The organism is Streptomyces sp. WAC00040 (assembly GCF_056835925.1).
Window position 1 is genome coordinate 85,923 of record NZ_JAKQZE010000002.1, and the last position, 23,409, is coordinate 109,331.

Below are 23,409 nucleotides of genomic sequence, written 5' to 3' on the forward strand. Positions count from 1 at the left end.
GCCGATACGGTAAGGAGGTGCAGGCAGCAAACGAAACACCCGAGCGGCCGTCGGGCCGGCTCCACCGGGCCCGAGTCCTCTACCGCAACGTATCGAAGCGGAAGATGGCATGGCTGCTGCTGAAAGACACTGTCAATTCGTGCATCGAATACCGCATCCTCGGCCTGGCGGCCGAAGCGGCGTTCTTCACACTGCTGTCCGTCCCGCCGCTGATGCTCGGACTGATCGGCCTCCTCGGCTACATCGACGACTGGACCAACACCACCACCGTCGCCTCCATCGAGGAGAACATCCTCACCGCCGTCGGCACCGTCCTGTCCGACCGCGGCGTCGACGACATCGCCAAACCCCTCCTCGAAGACGTCACCCAGGGCGGCCGGCCCGACCTCATCTCCATCGGCTTCGCCATCGCCCTGTGGTCCGGGTCGCGGGCCGTCAACGTCTTCATCGACACCATCACCGTCATGTACGGGCTCGACGGCCACCGCGGCATCGTCGCCACCAGGCTGCTGGCGTTCCTGCTCTACATCGTCGCCCTGCTGATCGGCGCGGTCGTACTGCCGCTCGCCGTCGTCGGCCCCGACAGGGTCGTCGAGCTCATGCCCTGGGGCACGGAAGTCGTCCGGCTCCTGTACTGGCCCGTCGTCATACTGCTCTCCATCGCCTTCCTGACCACGCTCTACCACGTGTCCGTGCCCGTCCGGTCCCCCTGGGTCGAGGACATCCCCGGCGCCCTCGTGGCCCTCGGCATGTGGATCCTCGGCAGCTTCCTGCTGCGCATCTACCTCACCAGCCAGGTCGAAGGCCCCACGATCTACGGCTCCCTCGCCGCGCCCATCGCCTTCCTGCTGTGGATCGGCATCTCCGCGTTCGCCGTCCTCGTCGGCGCGGCCGTCAACGCCGCGATCGACCGGGTCTGGCCGTCGGTCGCGACGGCCGCGGCCCGCGCCGCGAACGAGCGGGCCCGCGCCGCCGAAGCGGCGCAGCTGCTGGCACGGGCGCGGGCCGCGGAGATGTACGGCGACGGGGAGCACGACGCCGACGACGAGGACGGCGGCGGGGACATGCCGTCCGAATTCCCGGAGCGCTGGTCGAAGTTCCTGCCGGTGGACGACGTGCGGGCGCGGCTGCACACGCCGAAGGAGAACGGCCGGGAGGGCCGCGAGTAGTTCCTTCGAGCGCTGCGCGCTCGGGCGTGGCCGCGGCGGGCCGGCCCGGTCGGGGGCGTGGCGTCCCTGCGGCCGTGGCCGGCCCGGCGGGTGGTGGGGGGCGTCGGCCTGCGCCGACCCCGCCCCTGGGAAGGGGACGTCGGACCCGTGGGGGGGGCGGACACGACCCCGCGGGGGCATAGCCTCGCAGACATGTACGCGGAGCGCGCCTCGGTCGTCCCCGGCGCCGTCGTGTGGACGCGGAGTGCCGGTTCCGGGGCCGGCCCCGTGCTGCCCGACGGCTGTATGGATCTGCTCTGGTCGAAGGGGCGGCTGCTCGTCGCCGGGCCCGACACGCACGCGCACGCCCCCGGCGGGGGCGGAGCCTGGGCGGGGGTGCGGTTCGCGCCCGGGAGTGCGCCTGCCGTGCTCGGGGTGCCCGCGCACGAGCTGCGGGACCGGCGGGTGGAGCTCGCGGAGCTGTGGGGCGACGCGGACGCGCGCAGGCTCGCCGAGCGGATCGGCGAGGCCCCCGACGAGGCGGCGGAGCTGGAGGCGATCGCCCTGGAGCGGGCCGTGCCGACGGACCCGCTGCTCGGGGCCGTCGTACGGCACCTGGACGCCGGTGGCACGGTCGCCGCCGCGGCCGCCGCGGCCGGGCTCGGCGCCCGGCAGCTGCACCGGCGGTCGCTGGAGGCCTTCGGCTACGGCCCCAAGACGCTGGCCCGGATCCTGCGGCTGCAACGCGCCTTGGCACTGGTGCGCCGCGGCGTCCCGTACGGGGACGCCGCGCACCGCGCCGGCTGCGCCGACCAGGCGCACCTCGCCCGGGAGATGCGCGCCCTGGCCGGGATCACACTGGGCGCCTACGAGGCGCTGGCGAAGAGCGAGACGCCGAGCCCGTCGGGGTCGAGGACGACCGCGTAACGCTGGCCCCAGACGGCGTCCCAGGGCTCGAGGTGGCCCCGGTATCCGGCGGTGACGAGTTCGTCGTACAAGGCGTCCACCTCGGCGGGGCTGCCACAGAGGAACGCCGGCGCCATGCGTTCGCCGCCGGAGGGGCGGGTCCAGTCGGGGTCGAAGGAGCGCACCGTCTCCTCGGTGTCCCACATCAGGCGCAGCCCTCCGGGCAGTACGGCCTCCGCGTGCGGCGCGGAGTCCGCCTTTGCGGGGATGTCGAGACCGAGGCGGCGGTAGAAGGCGAGTGAGGCGGCCATGTCGCTGACGACCAGGCCGATGGCGTCGAAACGTGGAGTCATGCGCATCAACGTAGGGCGGGGCGGGGCAGGTGGTCTTGAACGAATCGGACGTCACGGATTCGTAAGGCCACCCGGCCGTGGCAGGTCCCCGCGGGCGAGGACACTGGCTGTATGCAGAGCATTCTGGTCGTGGACGACGACCCGACGGTCGCGGAGGTCGTCACCGGGTACCTGGAGCGCGCGGGTTTCGCCGTGGACCGTGCCGCCGACGGGCCGCAGGCGCTGCGGCTCGCGACCGGGCGGCGGCCCGACCTGGTCGTGCTGGACCTGATGCTGCCGGGCATGGACGGGCTGGAGGTGTGCCGCCGGCTGCGGGCCGGTGAACAGGCCCCCGTACCGGTGATCATGCTCACGGCGCGCGGCGACGAGGACGACCGCATCCTCGGCCTCGAGGTGGGCGCGGACGACTACGTGACCAAACCGTTCAGCCCGCGGGAGCTGGTGCTGCGGGTCGAGTCGGTGCTGCGCAGGGGCGGCGGGGTGGCGGGGGAGCGGCGTGCCGGGCCGGAGCTGGCGGCGGCGGGCATCGTCCTGGACCCGGGCGCGCGGCGCGCGACGAAGGACGGGCGTGAACTGGCGCTGACGCTGAGGGAGTTCGACCTGCTGGTCCATCTGATGCGGAACCCGGGCAAGGCCATCGGCCGCGAGCGGCTGATGCAGGACGTGTGGGGCTGGGAGTTCGGCGACCTGTCGACCGTGACCGTCCATGTGCGCCGTCTGCGCGGCAAGATCGAGGACGACCCGGCCCGGCCGAAGCTGATCCAGACGGTATGGGGAGTCGGCTACCGCTTCGACTCGCCGGAAGAGGGCTGATCGCCGTGCGGGACATGCTGCTCATCGCGTTCTACGCCCTGATGGGCGCCGCGGCGGCCGGGCTCGTCGGCGCCCTGGTGCTGCGGGTGCTGCGGCACCGTTCCGTCGCGGTGTCGCTGACCGTGGTCGCGGCGGTGACCGTCACCGCCATGCTGGCGGGCACCCTCGCGGTCGCGCAGGCGATGTTCCTGTCGCCGCACGACCTGACGGTCGTCACCATGGTCGTGGCCATGGCGGCCGTGGTCTCCCTGGCGACGGCCCTGCTGCTCGGCAGGTGGGTCGTCGCACGCAGCCGAGAACTGGCCCTCGCGGCGCGGTCGTTCGGGGACGGCGGTGCCTTCGCCGCGCCCGGCGTCCCCTCCACGGCCGAGCTGGAGGCGCTCAGCAGGGAACTGGCGGCCACCAGCGACCGGCTCGCCGAGTCCCGGGAACGGGAACGCGCCCTCGAGACGTCCCGGCGCGAGCTCGTCGCTTGGATCTCCCACGACCTGCGCACCCCGCTCGCCGGTCTGCGTGCCATGTCGGAGGCGCTGGAGGACGGCGTCGTCCAGGACCCCGACCGCTACTTCCGCCAGATCCGTACCGAGGTCGACCGGCTCAACTCGATGGTCGGCGACCTCTTCGAGCTGTCCCGCATCCACGCGGGCGCGCTCGCGCTGACCCCGACCCGCATGTCGCTCTACGACCTGGTCGGGGAGGCTCTCGCGGGCGCCGATCCGCTGGCCCGTGAGCACGGCGTGCGTCTGGTCGGAGACGGCGTCGAACCGGTCCCGGTCGAGGTGGACGGCAAGGAGATGACCCGGGTCCTCGCCAATCTGCTGGTGAACGCCATCCGCCGGACCCCTGCCGACGGCACGGTCGCCGTCGCCGCGGAACGGCGCGAGGACCGGGTGGTCGTCTCCGTCACGGACGGCTGCGGAGGCATCCCCGAGGAGGACCTGCCCCGCGTGTTCGACACGGGCTGGCGCGGCTCCGAGGCCCGTACGCCGCCGGCCGGCGCGGGACTCGGACTGGCCATCGTCCGCGGGATCGTCGAGGCGCACGCGGGCCGCGCGGAGGTGAGCAATGTGAGCGGTGGCTGCCGCTTCGAGGTGTCCCTGCCCGCCGCCACGCCGCGCTGACCCGGCCAGGCTCCCCGGGAGCGAAGCAGCGCCGCCCGTGAGGCGTGAGGTGGCGGGCGGTGGGGCAGTCACACGTCGATGACCGGAGCGACACCACCGAACGACCGCTCGACGTGGGGGGCTTGGCCGCATGGCGCGACAATCGCACTGGGAATTCTTCGACGACCGCGGGCGGCCGGCGTCCGCACCACGCACCCCGGCCCGGCCGGTCACCTATATACAGGCGGGCGCCGCTCTTTTCGACCACGGGCTCCTGTCGGCGGGCGTGTTCGGCTCCGCCCACGACGGCGCGGGCCCCGACCCGGCCAAGGCGGGTGACCTGCCGCTGACCGACGTGAGCTACCTCGGGTCCGGCCCGGGTGTCGACGCGGACGCCGTGCTGGCGGCCGCTCCCGACCTGGTGGTGGCCGTGACGTACGGCTCCGACCAGATCTACGGCCTCGATCCGGACACGGCCAAGTACCTGGAGGAACGCGTCCCGGTCGTCGTGCTGGACGTCGGCCAGGGGCGTTCGTTCGACGAGGTGCGTGAGCGGTTCGACGCGCTGGCGCGCTCCCTCGGCGCGGTACCCGATCCGTCGGCAGCGGCCGGCCTCGAAGCGGCGCGGGCGCGGTTGGGCGCCGCCGCGGCCGAAGCGGCCGGGGTGCGGGTCCTGGCCCTCTCGCCTGCGGGCCGGGACAGCGTCCATCTGGCCAGGCCCGGAGCCTGGTCCGATCTGCGGGCCCTGTCGGCGGGCGGCGTCGGCCTGGCAGAACCGGAAGCGGGCGCCGGGGTCAACTGGTCCACCACCGACTGGGCCGCCGCCGCCCGGCTGGAACCGGACGTGGTCCTGGTGGACGTGCGGGCCAATGCCTTCCCCGTCGAGCGGTTGCGGGGCGCGGCGCACTGGGACGCACTCCGGGCCCGGGCCCGGCTCCTGCCGTGGAACCCGGAGATCCCGCCCAGCGCGCCGGCGCACGCACGCTTCTTCCACGCGGTCGCCGACGTCCTCGGGGCGTAGCGGGCCCGGGCGTTCGGCGGGCAGCGCCGCCCCGGCCCCGGTGGCCGGGTGGCGTCGGCTGCGGCGTACGTCGCACCCGGCGGCTCTTGCCCCCGGCGGGGCGGGGCCGTACGCTCACGGCGACGTACCGACTAGCCGGTATGCGCCGGTGGTGCGTCGGTACGCGGCGACGAACAGCCTGCCGGCTGTGCCCGCCGGCCCGATTCACCAGCGAACGCAGGAGCAGCCGGAGATGACCACAGCCAACCGCCAGGTGCGCCTGGCCGCACGCCCCGAGGGCGAGCCGCGCGACACCGACTGGCAGCACGTCGAGGAGCCCGTGGGTGAGCCGGCCGACGGGGAGTTCCTGGTACAGGTCCTGTACCTGTCGATCGATCCGGCGATGCGCGGCTGGATGAACGCCGGCCGGTCCTACATCCGCCCGGTGGAGATCGGCGAGGTGATGCGCGCCGGCGCGGTGGGCCGGGTGACCGCCTCCAGGCATCCCGGCTTCGCCGTGGGCGACCATGTGTCCGGCACGTTCGGCGTGCAGGAGTTCTGCCTCTCCGACGGGCGCGGCGTCATCAAGGTGGACCCGGCCGCGGCGCCCCTGCCGACCTATCTCGGCACGCTCGGCATGTCGGGCCTGACGGCCTACTTCGGCCTCATCGACATCGGACGTCCCGAGCCGGGCCAGACCGTCGTGGTCTCCGGTGCGGCCGGAGCCGTCGGCAGCATCGTCGGCCAGATCGCCAAGATCCTGGGCTGCCGGGTCATCGGCATAGCCGGCGGTGAGCGCAAGTGCCGGCTGGTGGTCGACGAGTTCGGGTTCGACGCCGCGATCGACTACCAGAGCGAGGACGTCCGCAAGGCGCTGCGCGAACACGCCCCCGACGGCGTCGACGTGTACTTCGACAACGTCGGCGGCGACATCCTGGACGCCGTGCTGCTCCGGCTCGCGCGCGGGGCCCGCGTCGTCATCTGCGGTGCGGTCTCCCAGTACAACAGCACCCGGCCGCAGGGTCCCGCCAACTACATGTCGCTGCTGGTCAACCGCGCCTCCATGACGGGCATGGTGGTGTTCGACTACGCCGACCGGTACGCGGAGGGTGTCGCGCAGCTCGCCGAGTGGCGGGCGGAGGGCCGGCTCACGTCGCTGGAGGACGTGGTGCCCGGAGGGGTCGCGGCGTTCCCGGAGACCCTGATGCGGCTGTTCCGCGGTGCGAACCACGGAAAGCTGGTTCTCGAGGTCGCAGGTGGGCAAGGTACAGGCACAGCCATAGGGGAGGGTGGGAGCCGGTGAAGGCGCTGACTTACCAAGGCCGTCATGACATCCGCTACGAGGAGGTCCCCGACCCGGTCGTGGCGAGCCCCACGGACGCGGTCGTCAAAGTCACCGCGGCCGGAATCTGCGGCAGCGATCTGCACATCTACGGCGGCAATCCGTTCAGCCCGGAGGTCGGCTACACCCCGGGACACGAGTGTGTGGGCGTGGTCGTCGAGACCGGTGACCAGGTCAGCCGCTTCAGGCCCGGTGACCGGGTCATGCTTCCCGCGTCGGTCGGCTGCACCCTGTGCCCGACCTGCGCGGCCGGGTTCACCGCCCGGTGCGAGCGCGCCAAGAGCATGACCGACCTCTGCTACGGCGTGAGCCCGCAGCTCCCGGGCAGCCAGGCCGAGGCCCTCGCGGTGCCCTACGCCGACGTCAACCTCGTGCGCCTGCCGGAGGACATCTCCGACGAGGCCGCCGTGGTCCTCACCGACAACGCGCCCACCGCCTGGTACGGCTGCCGCCGCGCCCGCATCGGCCACGGCGAGACGGTGCTCGTCATCGGCCTCGGCCCGGTGGGCCTGATGGCCGCCCAGTCCGCGTTCGCCATGGGCGCCGCCAGGGTGCTGGGTGTGGACCTGGTCGCGGAGCGCCGTGCCTTCGCCGCCACGATGGGCGTCGAGCCGGTCGAGGACGAGGACGCCCGGGCGGCCGTGCGCGACATGACCGGGGGGCGGGGACCGGACGCCGTGGTGGAGGCCGTGGGCTCGGACGCCTCCATCCAGCTCGCTCTCAAGTCCGTACGGCAGGCAGGACGCGTCAGCGTCGTCGGAGTCAGCCAGAGCGAGGCCTTCCCCTTCCACATGGGGCTGGCCCAGGTCAAGGAGCTGGAGTTCGCCATCGGCCTGTGCTCGGTCCACTACGAGCTGCCGGTCCTGATGTCCCTCACCCAGGCGGGCCGGATCACCCCGGAAGCCGTGGTCTCGCACCGCTTCGCGCTCTCCGAGGGGCCCGCGGCGTACAAGCTGTACAGCAGCCGCGCCGACGGGGTCCACAAGATCGTTCTCGATCCGTCCCGTTGATCGCTCCCGACGCCCCCGCGCCGGCCGTCCACGGCCCCGCGGCGGCGCCGCTGCCCATGGGGTGACGTCCTGCGAGGAGGCGCCCGCCGAGTCAGGCGGGCGCCTCCTTTTTCGTCCGCTGGATACCCCCTATGGGTATCTGTTAATGTGGGCCTCATACCCCCGCCGGGTATGAGTCCCGAGGAGACGTCATGAAGACACCTATGAAGATCACCGCCTTCGCCGCCGCGCTCGCCGCCTCCTTCGGAGCCGCCTACGGAGTGGGCAACATGGTCGCGCCCGTCGACGCGGCACCCCAGCCCGCCGCGCATTCCGAGCACCCGGCGGACGCCCGGGCATCCGAGGAACCGGGCGGCCACGGACCCTCCGCGGCCGGCGGGCTCCAGATCTCCGAAGGCGGCTACACCCTCGACCTCGACACTCCGCGCGTCCCCGCCGGACGGAGCAGTGAACTGCGCTTCACCGTCCGCGACGACGACGGCCGACCCGTCACCGCATACCAGCGCGAACACGACAAGGAACTCCACCTCATCCTCGCCTCGCGCGACCTCGGCACCTACCGCCATCTGCACCCCACCAGGGCCGCGGACGGCACTTGGAGCATCGCCGCAGACCTGCCGAAGGCAGGGGACTACCGCCTCTTCGCCGACTTCACCCCGGCCGCCGAGGGCGCGAAGAACCTCACTCTCGGCGCGGACCTCGCCGTCTCCGGCGCCTACCGGCCCGCCCCGCTGCCCGCGGCCAACGAGGTGGCGAAGGTCGACGGCTACACGGTCACCCTCGACGGCGCACTGCACCCCGAGAAAGCCGGCGAGCTGAAGCTGAGCGTCTCCCGCGACGGACGCCCCGTCACCGACCTCGAGCCGTACCTCGGGGCGTACGGACACCTGGTGGCGCTGCGCTCCGGCGACCTCGCCTACCTCCACGTCCATCCCGGTGGCGAGCCCGGTGACGGCACGACCCGCCCCGGCCCGGAAGTGGCCTTCACTGCCACGGCCCCGAGCCCCGGCGCGTACCGGCTGTTCCTCGACTTCAAGCACGAAGGCAAGGTCCGCACCGCCGCGTTCACCGTCGTCACGGCGGACGCCCCCGACCAGGGGACCGGCACGCAGGACACGCCGGAGAACACGCAGGAGAGCCGCGACGGGAACGGGGACGGGCACTCGCACGAGTAGGCCCGAGGACCCCGAGGCGCAACCGGCCGGTGGAGCAGGGCAGTCTATGAGGTGTGTCCTCCTCCTCACTCCCTCATCAGGCGCAACACCCCACCGCCCAGGGCCACATGATCGTGTGCGGGGACGACGCCCTCGTCCACCGGCTGGCCGGGGAACTCCGCGAGGTGTACGGCGAGCGGGTCACCCTCGTCGTGCCGGCCGCCCAGACTTCCAGGAGCCCCGAACTGCCCCTTCCCGGGCGGGTCAGGGCCTCCGCGCTGCTCGGCCGGGTGTCCGCCGCCATGACCAGGGCCGTCGGCACCACCGCCCCCACCGCTCCCGGCGACACCCCGCCGCCCGATCTGCCCAGGGTCCTCGAGACCCTGGAGCTCGACGAGGACGTACTCCTCGAAGCCGGCGTCGGACGGGCCGCCGCACTGGCCCTCGTCCACGACGACGACGAGACGAACATCCGCGCCGCCCTTGCCGCACGCAGACTCAACCCCCACCTGCGCCTGGTGATCCGGCTCTACAACCGCAAGCTCGGCCAACACCTCGCCGAACTCCTCGACCAGGCCGCCGCGCTGTCCCTCCCTGGCCTCGCCGGCCAGGCACTCGACGCCTCGACCACCGTGCTCTCCGACGCTGACACCGCGGCCCCCGCGCTGGCCGCGACCGCCGTCGCCGGCACCAGCAAGATCGTCCAGGCGGACGGTCTCCTGCTGAGGGCCGTCGAACGCACCCCGCCGGCCCGCGGCGAGGTCGCCGACCCCGGCCTGTGCACGCTCGCCCTTCTCTCGTCCACCACCAACGACCCCGCAGGCGCGGAGGGTTCCGACCGGAGCGGACAGGAAGGACCGCGCCTGCTGCCCGACGACCGAAGCGTCGCCGAGGCCACCGGACGCGGCACCGTCGTGCTCGAAGCCATCTCCCACCGGGCGGGGGGCGGCGAACCGGGCCCCCTCGCCGGCCGGAGCGTCCCCCTCGGCCGGCTCTTCTCCCGGCGGCTGCGCTGGTCGCTGGCCGGGCTCGGCGCCGCCGTCGTCGCCCTGGCCGTCGCCTCGTGGATCACCACCGGCGACGACCCGCTGCACGCCATGTACCTCGTGCTGCTGGACCTGTTCGCCATGGGCGACCCCGCGGCCGGCGCCGACGCCGACCGGCAGATCCTGCAACTCCTCACCGGGTTCGCCGGCCTGATGCTGCTGCCGCTGACGGTCGCGGCGGCACTGGAGGCGCTCGGTACCTTCCGGACCGCGTCCGCTCTGCGCCGCCCGCCGCGCGGCCTGTCCGGACACGTCGTCCTGCTGGGACTGGGGAAGATCGGCACGCGGGTCCTGATGCGCCTGCGCGAACTGGGCATCCCCGTCGTCTGCGTCGAGGAGGACCCCGAGGCACGCGGCATCGCCCTCGTCCGCCGGCTACGGGTGCCCACCGTCATGGGCGACGTGACCGAGGAAGGCGTCCTGGAAGCCGCCAAGATCCACCGGGCGCACGCACTGCTCGCCCTGACCAGCGTCGACACCACCAACCTCGAGGCCGCGCTCTACGCCCGCTCCGCCAAACCCGACCTCCGCGTGGCGTTGCGCATCTACGACGACGACTTCGCCACCGCCGTCTACCGCAGTCTGCGCGCCGCGTACCCCGACGCCCTGACCCGCAGCCGCAGCGTCTCCACGCTTGCAGCGCCCGCGTTCGCCGTCGCCATGATGGGACGCCAGATCCTCGGCGCCGTACCCGTGGAACGCAAGGTGCTGCTCTTCGCCGCCGTCGACGTGGCCGGACACCCCCAACTGGAGGGACGCACCGTCGCGGAGGCGTTCAGGCCCGGGGCCTGGCGGATCGTCGCCCTCGACGCGACGGACCCCGGCGAACGGCAGCCCGACCTGGCGAACGCCCGCCGCGACCGGGAAGGCAACCCGACCGGGCTGGTGTGGGACCTCCATCCCGGCTACGTGCTACGGGCCCAGGACCGGGTCGTCGTCGCGGCGACGCGTCGCGGCGCCGCCGAACTCCTGGGACGGCGGCCGCAGTTGCGGACGAGTGACTAGAAATGTGTTTTATATGTGGGTAGATGTCTGATTCTGTCTGATTGCTCTGCGGTAGAATTCTTTACCTGGTCATTGCAAAGCTCCTTGAGCGGCGCAATGGGCTTCAGTGGCAGGAGGGTTCACCGGCGACCTGCGGTGCCGGCCGGGCGGAGGGGTACGAGATGGCGCACGCGCGCAGCAGCCGTGCCCGCCGTCCCGGTCGTACGCCGAGCCTTGGCGGAGCGGCTTGTCCTGGTGGTTCGCCGCGCCTCCTCTGCTTCGCGTGTTGCGGTGGTCGGCCGCGCCCCGGTGGTCCGCGGCGCCCCGACGTCGTGCGCCCCGACGTCGTGCGCCTCGACGGAGTCGCGCGCGCCGGAAGCCTGCGCATCGACACGCGAGCGCGGGACGGCGTTCCCGATCCCGCCCGTGGCGACCGACGGCCGGGCCCCACCATGTCCGCCCGACTCACCTGACCGACCCTTCGACCCGATCCACGGCCGGTCGGCGCCGGTGTGAGGCGGCTGAGCCGGAATCCTCTTCCGGTGGTGCCGCCGCGACATCCAGCGGCACCACCGGAGCAGACAGCACAGCCGCCCGCACATCGTCCGACGACCGCCCGTACGGAGCCCGCCATGGAACCCACCGCTCACGTCAGCAAAACGCCCCTGCCCGGAGTGGGCACGAGGTACGACCTCAAGACCGACGCCGGCGCGCACCTGTCCGTCGTCGTGCACCAGGACGGCCGCTGCATCCTCGCCTTCCACGATCCCGAGGACGACGACAACTGCAAGGACGCCGCCGCGCTCGCGCCGCACGAAGCGACCGCGCTGTCCGAACTGCTCGTCCCCGACCCCGTCGCCCACCTGCACCAGCACATCGAGATCGACCTCGTGACGGAGCACATCCCGGTCACGAAACGCTCTCCGTACGCCGGCCGGCTGCTTGCCGACACCCGGGCGCGCACCCGCACAGGAGCGTCCATCGTCGCCGTACTGCGTCGCACCGCGGCGTTCCCCTCGCCCACGCCCGACTTCCGCTTCGCCATCGGCGACACGCTCGTCGTCGTCGGAACCCGCGAAGGCGTCGACGCCGTTGCCGAACTGATCACCGGAGGATAGCCACCCGTGCACGACACCACCGCGCTGCTCATCGAACTCGGGTCGATCATCCTTGCCCTGGGCCTGCTCGGCAGGCTTGCCGGACGCATCGGGTTCTCACCCATCCCGCTCTACCTGCTCGCCGGACTCGCCTTCGGCCACGGCGGGCTGCTGCCCATGAACGCCAGCGAGGGGTTCATCGCCACCGGCGCCGAGATAGGCGTCATCCTCCTGCTGCTGCTCCTCGGCCTCGAGTACAGCGCCTCCGAGCTCGTCACCAACCTCAAGACCCAGTACCCCTCCGGCATCGTCGACTTCGTCCTCAACGCCCTCCCCGGCGCGGTGGCCGCGCTGATCCTCGGCTGGGGACCGGTGGCCGCCGTCGCGCTCGCCGGCGTCACCTGGATATCGTCCTCCGGCGTCATCGCCAAGGTCCTCGGCGACCTCGGGAGGCTGGGCAACCGTGAAACGCCCGTCATACTCGGCGTCCTCGTCATCGAGGACCTCGCGATGGCCGTCTACCTGCCGCTGCTGACCGCCCTGCTCGCCGGCCTCAGCCTCGCCGGCGGCAGCCTCACCCTGCTCATCTCGCTCGGCACGGTCAGCATCGTGCTCTATGTCGCACTGCGCCACGGCCGGCTCATCAGCCGCGCCGTCTCCTCCGACAACCCCGAGATGCTGCTGCTTGTCGTCCTCGGCCTGACCCTTTTCGTCGCCGGCATCGCGCAGGAGCTCCAGGTGTCCGCCGCCGTCGGCGCGTTCCTCGTCGGCATCGCACTGTCCGGCGAGGTCGCCGAAGGCGCGCACAACCTTCTCGCGCCGCTGCGGGACCTGTTCGCCGCGGTCTTCTTCGTCTTCTTCGGCCTGTCGACCGACCCGGCGGACATTCCGCCGGTCCTCGTCCCCGCGCTGATCCTGGCTGTCGTCACCGCGCTCACGAAGATCGCCACTGGCTGGTACGCGGCCCGTCGCGCGGGGATCGCGCCACGCGGACGGCTGCGAGCAGGTGGCACGCTGGTCGCCCGCGGTGAGTTCTCCATCGTCATCGCGGGCCTCGCGGTCGGGGTCGAGCCCCGGATCGGGCCGCTGGCCACGGCGTACGTCCTGATTCTTGTGATCATCGGGCCGCTGACGGCGCGGTGGACGGAGCCGATCGGGCGTCGCTTCCTGCGGACGGCGACGCCGGTGGCGAAGGAGCCGGCTGTTCCACTGGAAACTGCCGACACGGCGTCGACCCCGACCTGACGGGGCCGCGGGGGGCGTGATGCCCTCCGGCCCGGTTCGACCCGGCCCGGGCAGCGCCGCCCTGCCGGGCGTGGCGCTCTTGGGCCGCGCCCGGTCCGGCACGGGGGCGCTCCTGCGGGGCGTCCGAAGAGGGCACCCGGAACGGCCCGCATCACCGCGCCCCGTTCACAGCGCCGTGCCGGTCTCCTCGGCCAGTGCCTCGAGGAGCTGGTCCTGGAATGCCTCGTCATGGACGGCGCGGTGCGGCTGCCTGAGCTTCTGGTGGTACCAGTAGCCGCCCGTGGTCAGGGCCTCCGGTTCGTCGCCGGTGGCGAGCCACGCCTGTGTCACATGCCCGAGTTCGAGATCGTCCGGTGCGCCCGGACCGCCCATCCTCGTCGGCACCCAGCCCGGGTCGACCGCATTGCTCCGCACATCGGGACGCAGTCGGGCCACCGCGGCGGCGAGCGTGGTGACGAACAGCTTGCTGTCCGCGTAGGAGCCCGCGCTGTCGCCGGCCCAGTCGACTCCCCGCACGGCCGGGCGCCCGCTGAAATGGGACCCGCTGCTCAGGTACACCAGTCGGCACGGCGCAGGCAGCAGGGCTGTGAGCAGGTAGGGGGCGATGATGTTGACCGGCATGACGGCCCGCCCGCTCCATACACCGGCGTTGTGGACGACCGCGTCCAGCGGGTCGGCATCATTCAGCTCGGCGGCGATCCGCCGTACGGCGTCACGCTCGGTGAGGTCGCCGGTGACGGCGTCCGCGCCGCGGTCGAGCAGCGGCCGCAGAGCGGTTGCCCGCTGAGGGTTGCGGGCGTGTACCACCACCTGGTGCCCGGCGGTCAGCAGTGCCTCCGCGGTGGCCCGGCCCAGGCCGTCCGTGGAGCCGGTCACCAGGATGCGGCTCACCGCCGCACCGCCGCGTATTCGTGCTCGGCTGCCTTCTGCACGGCTTGTCTCCTTCTACTCGGTCCAGGGATTCGTAGGCGAGTGTGAGGGCGCCGACCGAAGGATGGCGAAACCGCTTGGTGCCGGTGCCGTGGCGGCGGACGTCGTGAACGCCCCGAGCTGCTCCGGGGTGATCTTCGCCCGCCGCGAGGTGAGGAACTCGCGGACCTCCTCACGGTTGTCCATGTCTTCGACCGTACGGCCTGCCCGCCGCGGAAGGGATGTACCGGCGATACACCTCTCGCCGGTATCTCGCTCACCGCAGGGACGAGCGGTACCCGGAGTGCGGGCACTCCCGGGCGGCGCGGCCGCCCCGAGGTGTTACCCGGCCCGGGCAGCACGCGAAGGACAACGGGGCCTTACGCGTCCCCGGTCCGTACCCGCACACGGTTGCGGCGGGCCGAAGGGCCTGACCCTGGTCGCGACCGACGAGGTGCCGGGCGAGGAGCTGAGGCCCGGCCTGCTGGCGGTTTCCGACGTGATGGGCACCGGCTGGTACGCGGCCGACGCCGCCGAGGTCCGGCCCGGTTCCACCGCCGTGGTGGTCGGCGACGGAGCGGTCGGCTGTGCGCGGTGATCGCCGCCAAGGAGATGGGCGCGGAGCGGATCATCGTGATGAGCCGCCACGCGTCCCGTCAGGAGCTCGCCCGGGAGTTCGGCGCCACCGACATCGTCACCGAGCGCGGCGACGAGGGCGTCGCCCGGATCAAGGACCTCACCGACGGGATCGGAGCGGACAGCGTGCTGGAGTGCGTCGGCACCGCCGAGGCCATGCAGCAGGCCCTGTACTCCGCGCGTCCCGGCGGCAACGTCGGCTTCGTCGGCGTCCCGCACGAGGTCGCCGTCGACGGCCAGGAGCTGTTCTTCTCCCACGTCGGTCTGCGCGGCGGTCCGCCCCCATACGCCGCTACCTGCCCGACCTGATCGAGCGCGTCCTGAGCGGCCGGATCGACCCGGGCAGGGTCTTCGACCTCACGCTGCCGCTGGAGCAGGTCGCCGAGGGCCACAAAGCCATGGATGAACGCCGCGCCGTCAAGGCACTCCTCGAGCCCTGACGCCAGGCCGCGCTCCCAGGGGGACACACGCGTCCCCCTCGCGATCCCGCGGGCCGCCGACCAGGCCGTGCGCCCCGCGGTCGGGCCCGGCGCGCACACCGCCTCAACACCGTCCCGTTTTGGTTCCTTTGGAGATCGTCAATACGATCCGCTGATGATCATAAGAAGACGGCCCGCGGCCCGGATCTGCGTGCTCCTCGCAGTCCTGGTCGCCGGGCTGTTCCCGACAGGGATCGCCGCCGCCGACGAACCGGTGGCTAAGGAATCCCCCAAGGTCGAGCTCGTGCTCGACGTCAGCGGATCGATGCGCACCCGCGACATCGACGGCAAGAGCCGTATGGCCGCCGCGAAGCAGGCCTTCAACGAGGTGCTGGACGCCGTACCGGAGGACGTGCGGCTCGGCATCCGCACGCTCGGGGCCGACTATCCGGGCGACGACCGCAAGCGCGGTTGCAAGGACACCCGGCAGCTCTACCCCGTGGGGCCGCTCGACCGGACGGAGGCGAAGACCGCCGTCGCCACCCTCGCGCCCACCGGATGGACACCGATCGGCCCGGCGCTGCTGGGTGCGGCGGAGGATCTGGAAGGCGGTGACGCGACCCGAAGGATCGTGCTCATCACCGACGGCGAGGACACCTGCGCACCGCTCGATCCGTGCGAGGTCGCGCGGGAGATCGCGGCCAAGGGCATCCACCTCGTGATCGACACCCTCGGCCTCGTGCCCGACGCCAAGACCCGCGCCCAGCTGAGCTGTATCGCGGAGGCCACCGGCGGTACGTACACGTCCGTCCAGCACACCGACGAACTCTCCGACCGGGTGAGCCAGTTGGTCGACCGGGCCGCCGACCCGGTGATCACGCCCGTCGCAACGCAGGGCGCCGGGCAGTGCCGCGACGCGCCCCGGCTCGAGCCGGGGCTGTACACGGACCGGGAGAAGTTCGGCGAGCACCGCTGGTACCGGGTGGACGTGCTGCCCGGCCAGGAGCTGCGTGCCTCCGTGAGCGTCGGCGCCGACCGCGCGGTCAACAAGGACTACGGGGTGCTGCTGCGCGCCGTCACGGTCCACGGCCGTGAGATAGTCCGCGGCTCCGAGGCCGGCGACGGCCGTACCGATCTGATCTCGACCGGCCTTCGCTACCCGAAGCCGGAGCTCGAGGACGCCGACGGCGTCAAGCCCGCCGCGGAGACCGTGTGCCTCCAGGTGAGCAACTCCTTCTCCGCGCCGCCCGCCGTCAAGACCGAGCCCGGACTGCCCGTGGAACTCACCGTGGACGTGGTCGACGCACCCGAAGCGGCCTCCGACGTGGCCGCGTTCGGCCTCGGGCGCGGCTGGTGGCTGCTGGGCGTCCTGGTCCTGGCCGGCTTCGTGGCCGGTCTGCTCTGGGGCTGGGTCTCGCGCTGGCGTATCGCCGTCTGGAGGACCAACTGATGCGTATCGCACGCATACTGACGGTCGGCGCACTGACCGCCGCCGCGCTGTTCGGCCCGGCTGCCGCCGCCCTGGCGGAGAGCCCGTCGCCCGGCCCCGAAAGTGACGACCGGGCCCCCACGGAGGCCGGTACCACCTTCCGTACGGCCACCCCGATCGAGCAGGACCAGAAGGCCACGGCGAACGCGTCGAGCGGCGACTACCTGTACTGGGTGTTCCCCGCGGACGCGGAGCAGCAGCCCACCGTGAAGGCCCGGGTCACGCTGCCCGAGTCGGCCGAACGGCACGGCGCCTCGACGTGGCGCATCGACGTCTACGACGGGCTGCGCCGCCGCCAGGCCTGCACGTACGGCATGCAGGCCCGGACGGCGGCCGCCGGCACCACGTCGGTGGAGCTGTCGTGCACCCTGCGGACCGTCCGGTCGCTGGCCGAGCCGTGGGCCGACGACCCGCTGCCCGGCAGCTATTACGTACGCCTGACCGTGACCGGTCTCCCGGAGGAGGATCTCGGCCTCCCCGTCGCCGCGGAGATCGAAGCGGTGTCCAAGGCCGCGGGCGGGGCGTACGCGGTCGACGGTGCGCTCGCCGAGCCGCTGGTGCCGGGCGTCTCCGCCGACGAACGGCGCAACGAGGAACAGGCGGCCCTGGACTGGTCGTCCGGCCGGTGGTCCGACCGCTGGATCTGGACCGGCGCCGGCGGTCTGCTCGCGGCGCTGGCGGGCGTCGGCGGTTACGTGCTCACCCGGGGTGCCGGCCGCCCCTCGCGGATGCCGCCGGGCGTGTGAGTCCCCGGGCGGCCACGGCGTTCCGCCGTGGCCGCCCGGCCGCCTCAGAAGTCGAAGAGCACGCCGCTGCCGCTGCTCCGGATGCACGCATTGCCGAAGGTGTGGGCGTAGTCGACGCGCGTGCCGTTCCACACGCCGTCCACGGTCACCGTCACCGGATCCCACTGCTTGGTGCAGACGACGCTCGGATCCCGTGTGGTGATGGCGTCGAAAGCGCCCTCCGCGGCGCGGAGTTCCGCACAGGCGGCCTTCGCGGCGGGATGGGTGCCGGTCGCCGTGGGCGTGCAGCTCAGCGTCACCGCGCGCAGCACCGTCCCGGCCGCCGCGTCTTCCCCTGTCGTGACGGTCAGCACGAGGGCCGACGGCGGGTACAGCCTCTCCGGCCCGGGGTGCGCGGAGTTCGCGCTCCCCACGGCGGGCGCCGCGACGAGAGCCAGCGTGGTGGTGGCTGCGAGCGCGAGGCCTCTGGCGATGTACCGCATTTCGAACACTCCTTGGGGTCGTTGTTTCGGAAATCGGACGGGAGTCTTGCTCACCGCGGTGAAGAACGCTTGGCCCTGTGCACGATTTCGGTCACGCCGGGTGATGCCCGGAGGGCAGGCGGTGACCGGGTGGGTGATGCTGACCAGCGGTTCAGTAGGTCGCCGAATCGGCCGAAGAAAGACGTTCAAGGTGGTTGAGTAATTGAATATAAGGCTTAAGAATTCTTGAACCATTGATTGAAAGGTAGGGCGATGTTCGTGCCTGTGTTGCTCCCGCGTTGGACGAGCCGTCGGCATCGGGGTTCACTGAGCTGAGGACCCCAGGGAGGTGGCGATGGAACCGGTAGAGGCCCTGAACAGGGTGGCCTTCCTCCTGGAACGCTCACTCGCGGAGACCTATCGCGTCCGCGCCTTCCGCACCGCCGCCGCGGCCCTCGCCGAACTCGACGCGCAGGAGATCGCCGGCCATGCCAAGGCCGGAACGCTCGTCAAGATCAAGGGAATCGGACCCAAGACCGCCCGTGTGATCGAGGAGGCCCTCGCCGGCGGAACCCCCGCGTATCTCCAGCGGCTCGAGGAAGAGGCCGGGGCGCCGCTCGCCGACGGCGGCAGCGCACTGCGCGCCGCACTGCGCGGCGACTGCCACCTGCACTCCGACTGGTCGGACGGCGGCAGCCCCATCGACGAGATGGGCCGTGCGGCAGCCGCCATCGGCCACGAATGGGCCGTCCTCACCGACCACTCGCCCACGCTCACCGTTGCCAAAGGGCTCACCGCGGAACGGCTGCGCGCCCAACTCGACGTCGTCGCCGAACTCAACAAGCAGTGGGCGCCCTTCAGGCTCCTCACCGGCATCGAGTGCGACATCCTCCCCGACGGCAGCCTCGACCAGGATCCCGAACTGCTGGACCGCCTCGACCTCGTCGTCGCGTCCGTCCACTCCAAACTCCGCATGGACTCCGCCGCGATGACCCGGCGGATGGTCCGCGCCGTCGAGAACCCGCTCACCGACGTCCTCGGCCACTGCACCGGACGGCTCGTCACCGGCGGCCGTGGCACCCGGCCCGAGTCGCAGTTCGACGCGGACGAGGTGTTCGGTGCCTGCGCCGAGCACGGCACCGCACTGGAGATCAACAGCCGCCCCGAACGCCGCGACCCGCCGCGCCGGCTGCTCCGCCACGCCGTCGCGACGGGCGTCCTCTTCACCGTCGACACCGACGCCCACGCGCCCGGACAGCTCGACTGGCAGATCATCGGCTGCGCCCGCGCCGAGGAGTGCGGGGTGCCGGCGGAGCGGGTGATCAACACCTGGACGGCGGACGAGGTCCTCGAGTGGACCCGGACCGGACGACCGCCCGCCGCAGGCCGGGTCAGCCGCTGAACATCAGACGGACCGCCAGGAAGACGATCACCCCGTTGCCGATCAGCGCTGTGGCCAGACGCCCCTTGTCGCTGGTGAGAACACGACCGACCAGCGCCCCGCCGACGGCCAGCAGCGCCTGCCAGCCCGCCGAAGCGGCGAACGCGGCGACGACGAACAGCAAGCCGCCCGTCGGAGGCCAGTCGTCGTTGCGGAGCGCCAACACCAGTGCGGAGAAATAGACGATGGTCAGCGGGTTGAGGACAGTGAGCCCCAGAAACTGCAAGTACGCGTGGAGCGGCCGCCTTCCCTCCACCCGCTGGACCGGCCCGGGATCGAGCGAGCGGCGGACGGCGTCCGCCAGTCCCTTCGCCGCGAGGACGAGCAGCACGATTGCTGCCGTCCACCGCATGGGCCGCGCGACGGGCTGGAGCAGGCCGGCCAGTGCCGTGCCTGTCAACGCGGCGATCAACGCGTACAGACCGTCGGCCGTCGCCGTCCCCATCGCCCCCGCGAGACCCGTACGCAACGACGTCTGCGCGGAAAGCGTCACGATCATGACGGTGACGGCGCCGACCGGCATGGCGATGCCGAGACCGGCCAGCGCGCCCGAGAACAAGATGTCGTACACAACTTCCCCCGTGATGGGCGCACTGTGACTGCGCCGATCCAACTGCCGGTCCGAACGGCCGGTCAAGGCGATTTCCGACCCACGCGACGAGGCCGACGAACCTCGAAGCACAAGGCCGACGGCCCTCGAAGCCGAGACCGCCGGACGCCGTGAGCCGGCGCACGGAACGGGTCGCACAAAATGGCTGGCGCACCGCCCCGGGGCGCCGCTATCGTTCTGCTCGTTCCGGGCCGCGGCAGTGCGCCGTACCCGGCCGAACAGCGTTGGTTCGTCGAGAAGAAGACGAGCAGGAGGTGAGGACATTGATGACTGTCACCGTGACGGGCGCCGCCCGCGTTCAGAGGTTCATCATCGTTTCCACCCCTGTGGCCTCCGGCTGACACCCACTCGACGTCCGCGCGCGGAGCGCGCGCTGCCGGGGCCGCCCTTCGAAGGGTTCCCCTTGTTCAACACCCAGCCCCACACGTCTTCCACCACCTCTGCCGCCCAGGACACGCTCGCCCCGTACGGGTGGGACCCCGCCTGGGAAGCCGACTTCGCACCGTACGCCGCCCAGGGCCTGCTGCCCGGCCGCGTCGTACGCGTCGACCGCGGCCAGTGCGACCTCGTCACGCCGCGCGGTCCGCTGCGCGCCGACACCGAATTCGTCACCCCCCGCGACCCGATGGAGGTCGTCTGCACCGGCGACTGGGTCGCCGTCGACCCCGAGGGCGACCCCCGGTTCGTACGGACCCTCCTGCCGCGGCGCACCGCCATCGTGCGGTCGACGTCGTCCAAGCGGTCGGAAGGCCAGGTGCTCGCCACCAACATCGACCACATCGTCATCTGCGTCTCGCTCGCCGTCGAACTCGACCTCGGCCGCATCGAACGCTTCCTCGCCCTGGCGTGGGAAAGCGGGGCGCAGCCGCTGGTCGCCCTCACCAAGGCCGACCTCGTCCCCGATGTCACCGGGCTGTCCTACCTCGTACAGGACGTCGAGACCACGGCGCCCGGAGTCCAGGTCGTCCCCGTCAGCTCCACCACAGGCGAAGGCGTCGAGGTCCTCACCGCCATCCTCTCCGGTGGCACCAGCGTGCTGCTCGGCGTCTCCGGAGCCGGTAAATCCACTCTCGCCAACGCACTCCTGGGCGAGGACGTCATGGACGTCCAGGCCACCCGTGACGTCGACGGCAAAGGCCGGCACACCACCACCACCCGCAATCTGCTCGTCCTGCCCGACGGCGGAGTCCTCATCGACACGCCGGGGCTGCGGGGCGTCGGGCTCTGGGACGCCGAAGCCGGTGTGCAGCAGGTGTTCTCCGAGATCGAGGACCTCGCCGCGCAGTGCCGCTTCCATGACTGCGCACACGAGGCGGAGCCCGGCTGCGCGGTGCTCGGCGCGATCGAGGACGGCACGCTGTCGGAACGGCGGCTCGACAGCTACCGCAAGCTGATCCGGGAGAACCAGCGGATCGTGGCCAAGACGGACGCGAGGCTGCGGGCGGAGATCCGGCGCGACTGGAAACTGAAGGGCGCGCAGGGGAAGGCGGCGATGGAGGCCAAACGGGGGCGCCTCCGCTGACCCGGGCGAAGCCCGGTCCAGCGCGTGTCGCCCTGCGGGGCGTGGGCCATGTCGGTGGCGTGCCCGTGGGCTTGTCGCCCTGCGGGGCGGGGTCCGGCACGGGTGGGCCCTCGCGGGCCCGGCTCGGCCGGTCGGGTTTGTCCCTCTGAGGGGGGTGCCCCGGCCCGGTCCGGTGCCGTCATGGGTGGAGTGGGGGCGCGTCGGCTCCCACCAATCCTTCCTCTCCGGGAGAGGGCTGCGAGCGTCAGCACCCATGGGTCCGCACCCGCACGTGCGCTGCGGGGGCCGGGGGGGTGCCTCTATGTCCTTCGTCAAGGCACCCCTGTCGGGTTTGGGGTGATTCGGTCTTGCTGGGGTCATGCGGCGAGTTCGACGTCCGCGGGCGTGCGGGATTCGTAGAAGGTGCCGTCTCGGAGCATGGCGAACAGGACGCTGATGCGTTGGCGGGCGAGGCGGAGGAGTGCCTGGGTGTGGGTTTTGCCGCGGGCGCGTTGCTTGTCGTAGTAGGTGCGGGAGGCGGGATCGGCGTTCATGCAGGCGAAGGCGGAGAGGAACATGGCGCGTTTGAGCTGGCGGTTGCCGCCTCGGGGCGCGTGTTCGCCGTGGATCGAGGTCCCCGACGACTTCGTGGTCGGGGCGAGTCCGGCGTAGGAGGCCAGGTGGGCGGCGCTCGGGAAGCTGGTGCCGTCGCCGACGGTGACCAGCAGGACGGCGGCGGTCCTGACGCCGACGCCGGGCATCGACGTCAGGACCGGGGAAAGAGGGTGGGCCTCCAGCAGGGCGTTGATCTGGGCTTCCAGGGCCCGGCGCTGTTCGTGGACAGCGGCGAGCGAGCGGGCCAGGGAGGGCACGACGATGTCGAGGGTGCCGGTCCCCGGGACTACGATGGTCTGCTCGTCCAACGCCTCGAAGACATCGTCGATCAGCCGCTGGGCCATGCGCGGGGCCTTGGGCCGGATGAGCTCGACGAGCCTGCGGCGGCCGGCTTTGCGCAGTGCGGCCGGGGAGCCGTAGCGCTCCAGCAGCCAGGTGACGGCCTGGTGGTCGAGGCGGGGGCCCAGAACGCGCTCCAGCGACGGGTGGAACTGGGTGAGCAGGCCGCGTATCCGGTTGGAAGTGCGGGTAGCCTCGGCCGCGAGGTCCTGGTCGAAGCCGACGAGGACCGTGAGCTCGGCGGTGATCTCGTCGGTGAGTTCCAGAGAGCGCAGAGTGTGCGGCATGGTGCGGGCCGCATCCGCGATGACCGCAGCGTCCTTCGCATCGGTCTTGGCCTCGCCCGGATACAGGTCGGCGATCCGCCGCATCGCGAGTCCAGGCAGGTAGGCGACCTTGCAGCCTGCGTCCCGGGCGACCGTGAGCGGGAGGGCTCCGATCGAGGCCGGCTGGTCCACGATCACCAGAACGGTGCCGAACTTCGCGGCCAGTTTGTCGAACACGGCCCGCAGTTTCGGCTCGCTGTTGGGCAGCTGCTTGTCGAAGACCTTCTTGCCGGCCGGAGTCAGCCCGTGCCCGTGATGAGAGCTCTTGCCGACGTCCAGGCCCAGGAACACGCCCACGTCTTCGGTGTCGAACATTGCGCCCTTCCAGGAGAGTTGAACGTGCCGGCCTCGGCAGTGGTGTCGTACGCGCGCATCCACGTTATGCAGACCTGCCGCCCGCGAGCTGTCCGGCGTTGCGCCGGACCGGGTGGTGGCCGGACCTCTCATCAGCGTCTCCGACGGCACCTCCCGGGCCCGGTGACACCACCCCCCAGGTCATCCGTTCGACAGGGGGACACAGCCATGCCGGGCCCGGAGGCCAGCGGCCCTCTTGCAGGACCGCGAAGAACATAACGGGGGAGGCCTGGCCCGGCGTCGAGCTGCGGTGCTGGGGTGGGGCCGGTCAGCCCCTGCCGACACTTCCCCTCCCGCCCCGGTGGGGTCCGGGGTCTGCCCCGGCTCGGGCAGGGGCGGGGTGGGGAAAGGCCCCGCGCAGCGCG

Annotated in this window: 20 protein-coding genes and 3 pseudogenes; 16 read left to right on the forward strand and 7 right to left on the reverse strand. The window is 72.1% G+C overall.

Annotated elements, in window-relative coordinates:
- The first annotated feature begins 17 nt into the window (after window positions 1-17).
- Window positions 18-1,169: a YihY/virulence factor BrkB family protein gene (locus tag MDN94_RS19610; protein ID WP_482727193.1), complete on the forward strand. Its 1,152-nt coding sequence runs from the start codon at window positions 18-20 to the stop codon at window positions 1,167-1,169.
- A gap of 192 nt (window positions 1,170-1,361) precedes the next feature.
- Window positions 1,362-2,075 (forward strand): helix-turn-helix domain-containing protein, encoded by a 714-nt coding sequence (locus MDN94_RS19615; protein WP_482727194.1) that lies wholly within the window; start codon window positions 1,362-1,364, stop codon window positions 2,073-2,075.
- On the opposite strand, the gene MDN94_RS19620 is transcribed toward MDN94_RS19615, so the two are convergent.
- Window positions 2,015-2,407, reverse strand: coding sequence for a VOC family protein (locus tag MDN94_RS19620; protein WP_482727195.1), 393 nt, complete (start codon window positions 2,405-2,407; stop codon window positions 2,015-2,017). The two genes, MDN94_RS19615 and MDN94_RS19620, sit on opposite strands and share 61 nt — an antisense overlap.
- Before the next feature lie 111 nt (window positions 2,408-2,518).
- Here MDN94_RS19620 and MDN94_RS19625 point away from each other — a divergent pair, with 111 nt between their 5' ends.
- From MDN94_RS19625 to MDN94_RS19665, 9 genes are all read left to right on the forward strand, one after another.
- Complete coding sequence (locus MDN94_RS19625) at window positions 2,519-3,220, forward strand: response regulator transcription factor (protein ID WP_482727196.1); 702 nt, start codon at window positions 2,519-2,521, stop codon at window positions 3,218-3,220.
- A gap of 5 nt (window positions 3,221-3,225) precedes the next feature.
- Window positions 3,226-4,341, forward strand: a complete 1,116-nt coding sequence (locus MDN94_RS19630) for a sensor histidine kinase (protein ID WP_482727197.1) — start codon at window positions 3,226-3,228, stop codon at window positions 4,339-4,341.
- Window positions 4,342-4,471: 130 nt separating this feature from the next.
- Complete coding sequence (locus tag MDN94_RS19635) at window positions 4,472-5,341, forward strand: ABC transporter substrate-binding protein (protein ID WP_482727198.1); 870 nt, start codon at window positions 4,472-4,474, stop codon at window positions 5,339-5,341.
- Between the two features lie 232 nt (window positions 5,342-5,573).
- Window positions 5,574-6,623: an NADP-dependent oxidoreductase gene (locus MDN94_RS19640; RefSeq protein WP_482727199.1), complete on the forward strand. Its 1,050-nt coding sequence runs from the start codon at window positions 5,574-5,576 to the stop codon at window positions 6,621-6,623.
- The gene (locus MDN94_RS19645) at window positions 6,620-7,672 is read left to right on the forward strand and encodes an alcohol dehydrogenase catalytic domain-containing protein (protein WP_482727200.1); all 1,053 of its coding nucleotides are present in this window, start codon (window positions 6,620-6,622) and stop codon (window positions 7,670-7,672) included. The genes MDN94_RS19640 and MDN94_RS19645 overlap by 4 nt, the downstream gene beginning before the upstream one ends.
- Before the next feature lie 191 nt (window positions 7,673-7,863).
- Window positions 7,864-8,847, forward strand: a complete 984-nt coding sequence (locus MDN94_RS19650; protein WP_482727201.1) for a hypothetical protein — start codon at window positions 7,864-7,866, stop codon at window positions 8,845-8,847.
- Between the two features lie 107 nt (window positions 8,848-8,954).
- A complete protein-coding gene (locus MDN94_RS19655; RefSeq protein ID WP_482728184.1) occupies window positions 8,955-10,877 on the forward strand; it encodes an NAD-binding protein in 1,923 nt (640 codons plus the stop codon).
- 611 nt (window positions 10,878-11,488) lie between these two features.
- The gene (locus tag MDN94_RS19660) at window positions 11,489-11,974 is read left to right on the forward strand and encodes a cation:proton antiporter regulatory subunit (RefSeq protein WP_482727202.1); all 486 of its coding nucleotides are present in this window, start codon (window positions 11,489-11,491) and stop codon (window positions 11,972-11,974) included.
- 6 nt (window positions 11,975-11,980) lie between these two features.
- Complete coding sequence (locus MDN94_RS19665) at window positions 11,981-13,198, forward strand: cation:proton antiporter (protein ID WP_482727203.1); 1,218 nt, start codon at window positions 11,981-11,983, stop codon at window positions 13,196-13,198.
- Window positions 13,199-13,363: 165 nt separating this feature from the next.
- Here MDN94_RS19665 and MDN94_RS19670 read toward each other — a convergent pair whose 3' ends face one another.
- From MDN94_RS19670 to MDN94_RS19680, 3 genes and pseudogenes are all read right to left on the reverse strand, one after another.
- On the reverse strand, window positions 13,364-14,089 hold the full coding sequence (locus MDN94_RS19670; protein WP_482727204.1) for an SDR family NAD(P)-dependent oxidoreductase: 726 nt from the start codon (window positions 14,087-14,089) through the stop codon (window positions 13,364-13,366).
- Between the two features lie 61 nt (window positions 14,090-14,150).
- A pseudogene (locus MDN94_RS19675) lies at window positions 14,151-14,243 on the reverse strand (MmyB family transcriptional regulator); the annotation flags it as partial.
- Window positions 14,213-14,314, reverse strand: a pseudogene (locus MDN94_RS19680) (transcriptional regulator); the annotation flags it as partial. The pseudogenes MDN94_RS19680 and MDN94_RS19675, both read right to left, overlap by 31 nt.
- Before the next feature lie 226 nt (window positions 14,315-14,540).
- Between MDN94_RS19680 and MDN94_RS19685 the strand changes: the two are divergent.
- The 3 genes and pseudogenes from MDN94_RS19685 to MDN94_RS19695 all read left to right on the forward strand — a co-directional run.
- Window positions 14,541-15,183: pseudogene (locus MDN94_RS19685) on the forward strand (zinc-binding dehydrogenase); the annotation flags it as partial.
- Between the two features lie 154 nt (window positions 15,184-15,337).
- Window positions 15,338-16,612 (forward strand): VWA domain-containing protein, encoded by a 1,275-nt coding sequence (locus MDN94_RS19690; RefSeq protein WP_482727205.1) that lies wholly within the window; start codon window positions 15,338-15,340, stop codon window positions 16,610-16,612.
- Window positions 16,612-17,397 (forward strand): hypothetical protein, encoded by a 786-nt coding sequence (locus MDN94_RS19695; protein ID WP_482727206.1) that lies wholly within the window; start codon window positions 16,612-16,614, stop codon window positions 17,395-17,397. Before MDN94_RS19690 ends, MDN94_RS19695 begins: the two co-directional genes overlap by 1 nt.
- 44 nt (window positions 17,398-17,441) lie before the next feature.
- On the opposite strand, the gene MDN94_RS19700 is transcribed toward MDN94_RS19695, so the two are convergent.
- Window positions 17,442-17,879, reverse strand: a complete 438-nt coding sequence (locus tag MDN94_RS19700) for a subtilase-type protease inhibitor (RefSeq protein ID WP_482727207.1) — start codon at window positions 17,877-17,879, stop codon at window positions 17,442-17,444.
- Between the two features lie 334 nt (window positions 17,880-18,213).
- Between MDN94_RS19700 and MDN94_RS19705 the strand changes: the two genes are divergently transcribed.
- Window positions 18,214-19,260 carry a PHP domain-containing protein gene (locus tag MDN94_RS19705; RefSeq protein ID WP_482727208.1) on the forward strand — a complete coding sequence of 349 codons (1,047 nt, stop codon included), beginning with the start codon at window positions 18,214-18,216 and terminating at the stop codon, window positions 19,258-19,260.
- Here the strand turns inward: MDN94_RS19705 and MDN94_RS19710 are convergent.
- The gene (locus MDN94_RS19710; RefSeq protein ID WP_482727209.1) at window positions 19,250-19,870 is read right to left on the reverse strand and encodes a LysE family translocator; all 621 of its coding nucleotides are present in this window, start codon (window positions 19,868-19,870) and stop codon (window positions 19,250-19,252) included. The two genes, MDN94_RS19705 and MDN94_RS19710, sit on opposite strands and share 11 nt — an antisense overlap.
- Before the next feature lie 442 nt (window positions 19,871-20,312).
- Here MDN94_RS19710 and rsgA point away from each other — a divergent pair, with 442 nt between their 5' ends.
- Window positions 20,313-21,431 carry a ribosome small subunit-dependent GTPase A gene (gene rsgA / locus MDN94_RS19715; RefSeq protein WP_482727210.1) on the forward strand — a complete coding sequence of 373 codons (1,119 nt, stop codon included), beginning with the start codon at window positions 20,313-20,315 and terminating at the stop codon, window positions 21,429-21,431.
- 356 nt (window positions 21,432-21,787) lie between these two features.
- Here rsgA and MDN94_RS19720 read toward each other — a convergent pair whose 3' ends face one another.
- Window positions 21,788-23,005, reverse strand: coding sequence for an IS110 family RNA-guided transposase (locus MDN94_RS19720; RefSeq protein WP_482727211.1), 1,218 nt, complete (start codon window positions 23,003-23,005; stop codon window positions 21,788-21,790).
- Between the last annotated feature and the right edge of the window lie 404 nt (window positions 23,006-23,409).

What these genes read in the sequence shown, in the direction of transcription:
- MDN94_RS19660 (WP_482727202.1), top strand. Translation starts at nt 11,489, where the DNA reads ATGGAACCCACCGCTCACGTCAGCAAAACGCCCCTGCCCGGAGTGGGC.
- MDN94_RS19650 (WP_482727201.1), top strand. Translation starts at nt 7,864, where the DNA reads ATGAAGACACCTATGAAGATCACCGCCTTCGCCGCCGCGCTCGCCGCC.
- MDN94_RS19695 (WP_482727206.1), top strand. Translation starts at nt 16,612, where the DNA reads ATGCGTATCGCACGCATACTGACGGTCGGCGCACTGACCGCCGCCGCG.
- MDN94_RS19700 (WP_482727207.1), bottom strand. Translation starts at nt 17,879, where the DNA reads ATGCGGTACATCGCCAGAGGCCTCGCGCTCGCAGCCACCACCACGCTG.
- MDN94_RS19620 (WP_482727195.1), bottom strand. Translation starts at nt 2,407, where the DNA reads ATGACTCCACGTTTCGACGCCATCGGCCTGGTCGTCAGCGACATGGCC.
- MDN94_RS19655 (WP_482728184.1), top strand. Translation starts at nt 8,955, where the DNA reads ATGATCGTGTGCGGGGACGACGCCCTCGTCCACCGGCTGGCCGGGGAA.
- MDN94_RS19705 (WP_482727208.1), top strand. Translation starts at nt 18,214, where the DNA reads ATGGAACCGGTAGAGGCCCTGAACAGGGTGGCCTTCCTCCTGGAACGC.
- MDN94_RS19625 (WP_482727196.1), top strand. Translation starts at nt 2,519, where the DNA reads ATGCAGAGCATTCTGGTCGTGGACGACGACCCGACGGTCGCGGAGGTC.
- MDN94_RS19615 (WP_482727194.1), top strand. Translation starts at nt 1,362, where the DNA reads ATGTACGCGGAGCGCGCCTCGGTCGTCCCCGGCGCCGTCGTGTGGACG.
- MDN94_RS19690 (WP_482727205.1), top strand. Translation starts at nt 15,338, where the DNA reads ATGATCATAAGAAGACGGCCCGCGGCCCGGATCTGCGTGCTCCTCGCA.
- MDN94_RS19720 (WP_482727211.1), bottom strand. Translation starts at nt 23,005, where the DNA reads ATGTTCGACACCGAAGACGTGGGCGTGTTCCTGGGCCTGGACGTCGGC.
- MDN94_RS19640 (WP_482727199.1), top strand. Translation starts at nt 5,574, where the DNA reads ATGACCACAGCCAACCGCCAGGTGCGCCTGGCCGCACGCCCCGAGGGC.
- MDN94_RS19635 (WP_482727198.1), top strand. Translation starts at nt 4,472, where the DNA reads ATGGCGCGACAATCGCACTGGGAATTCTTCGACGACCGCGGGCGGCCG.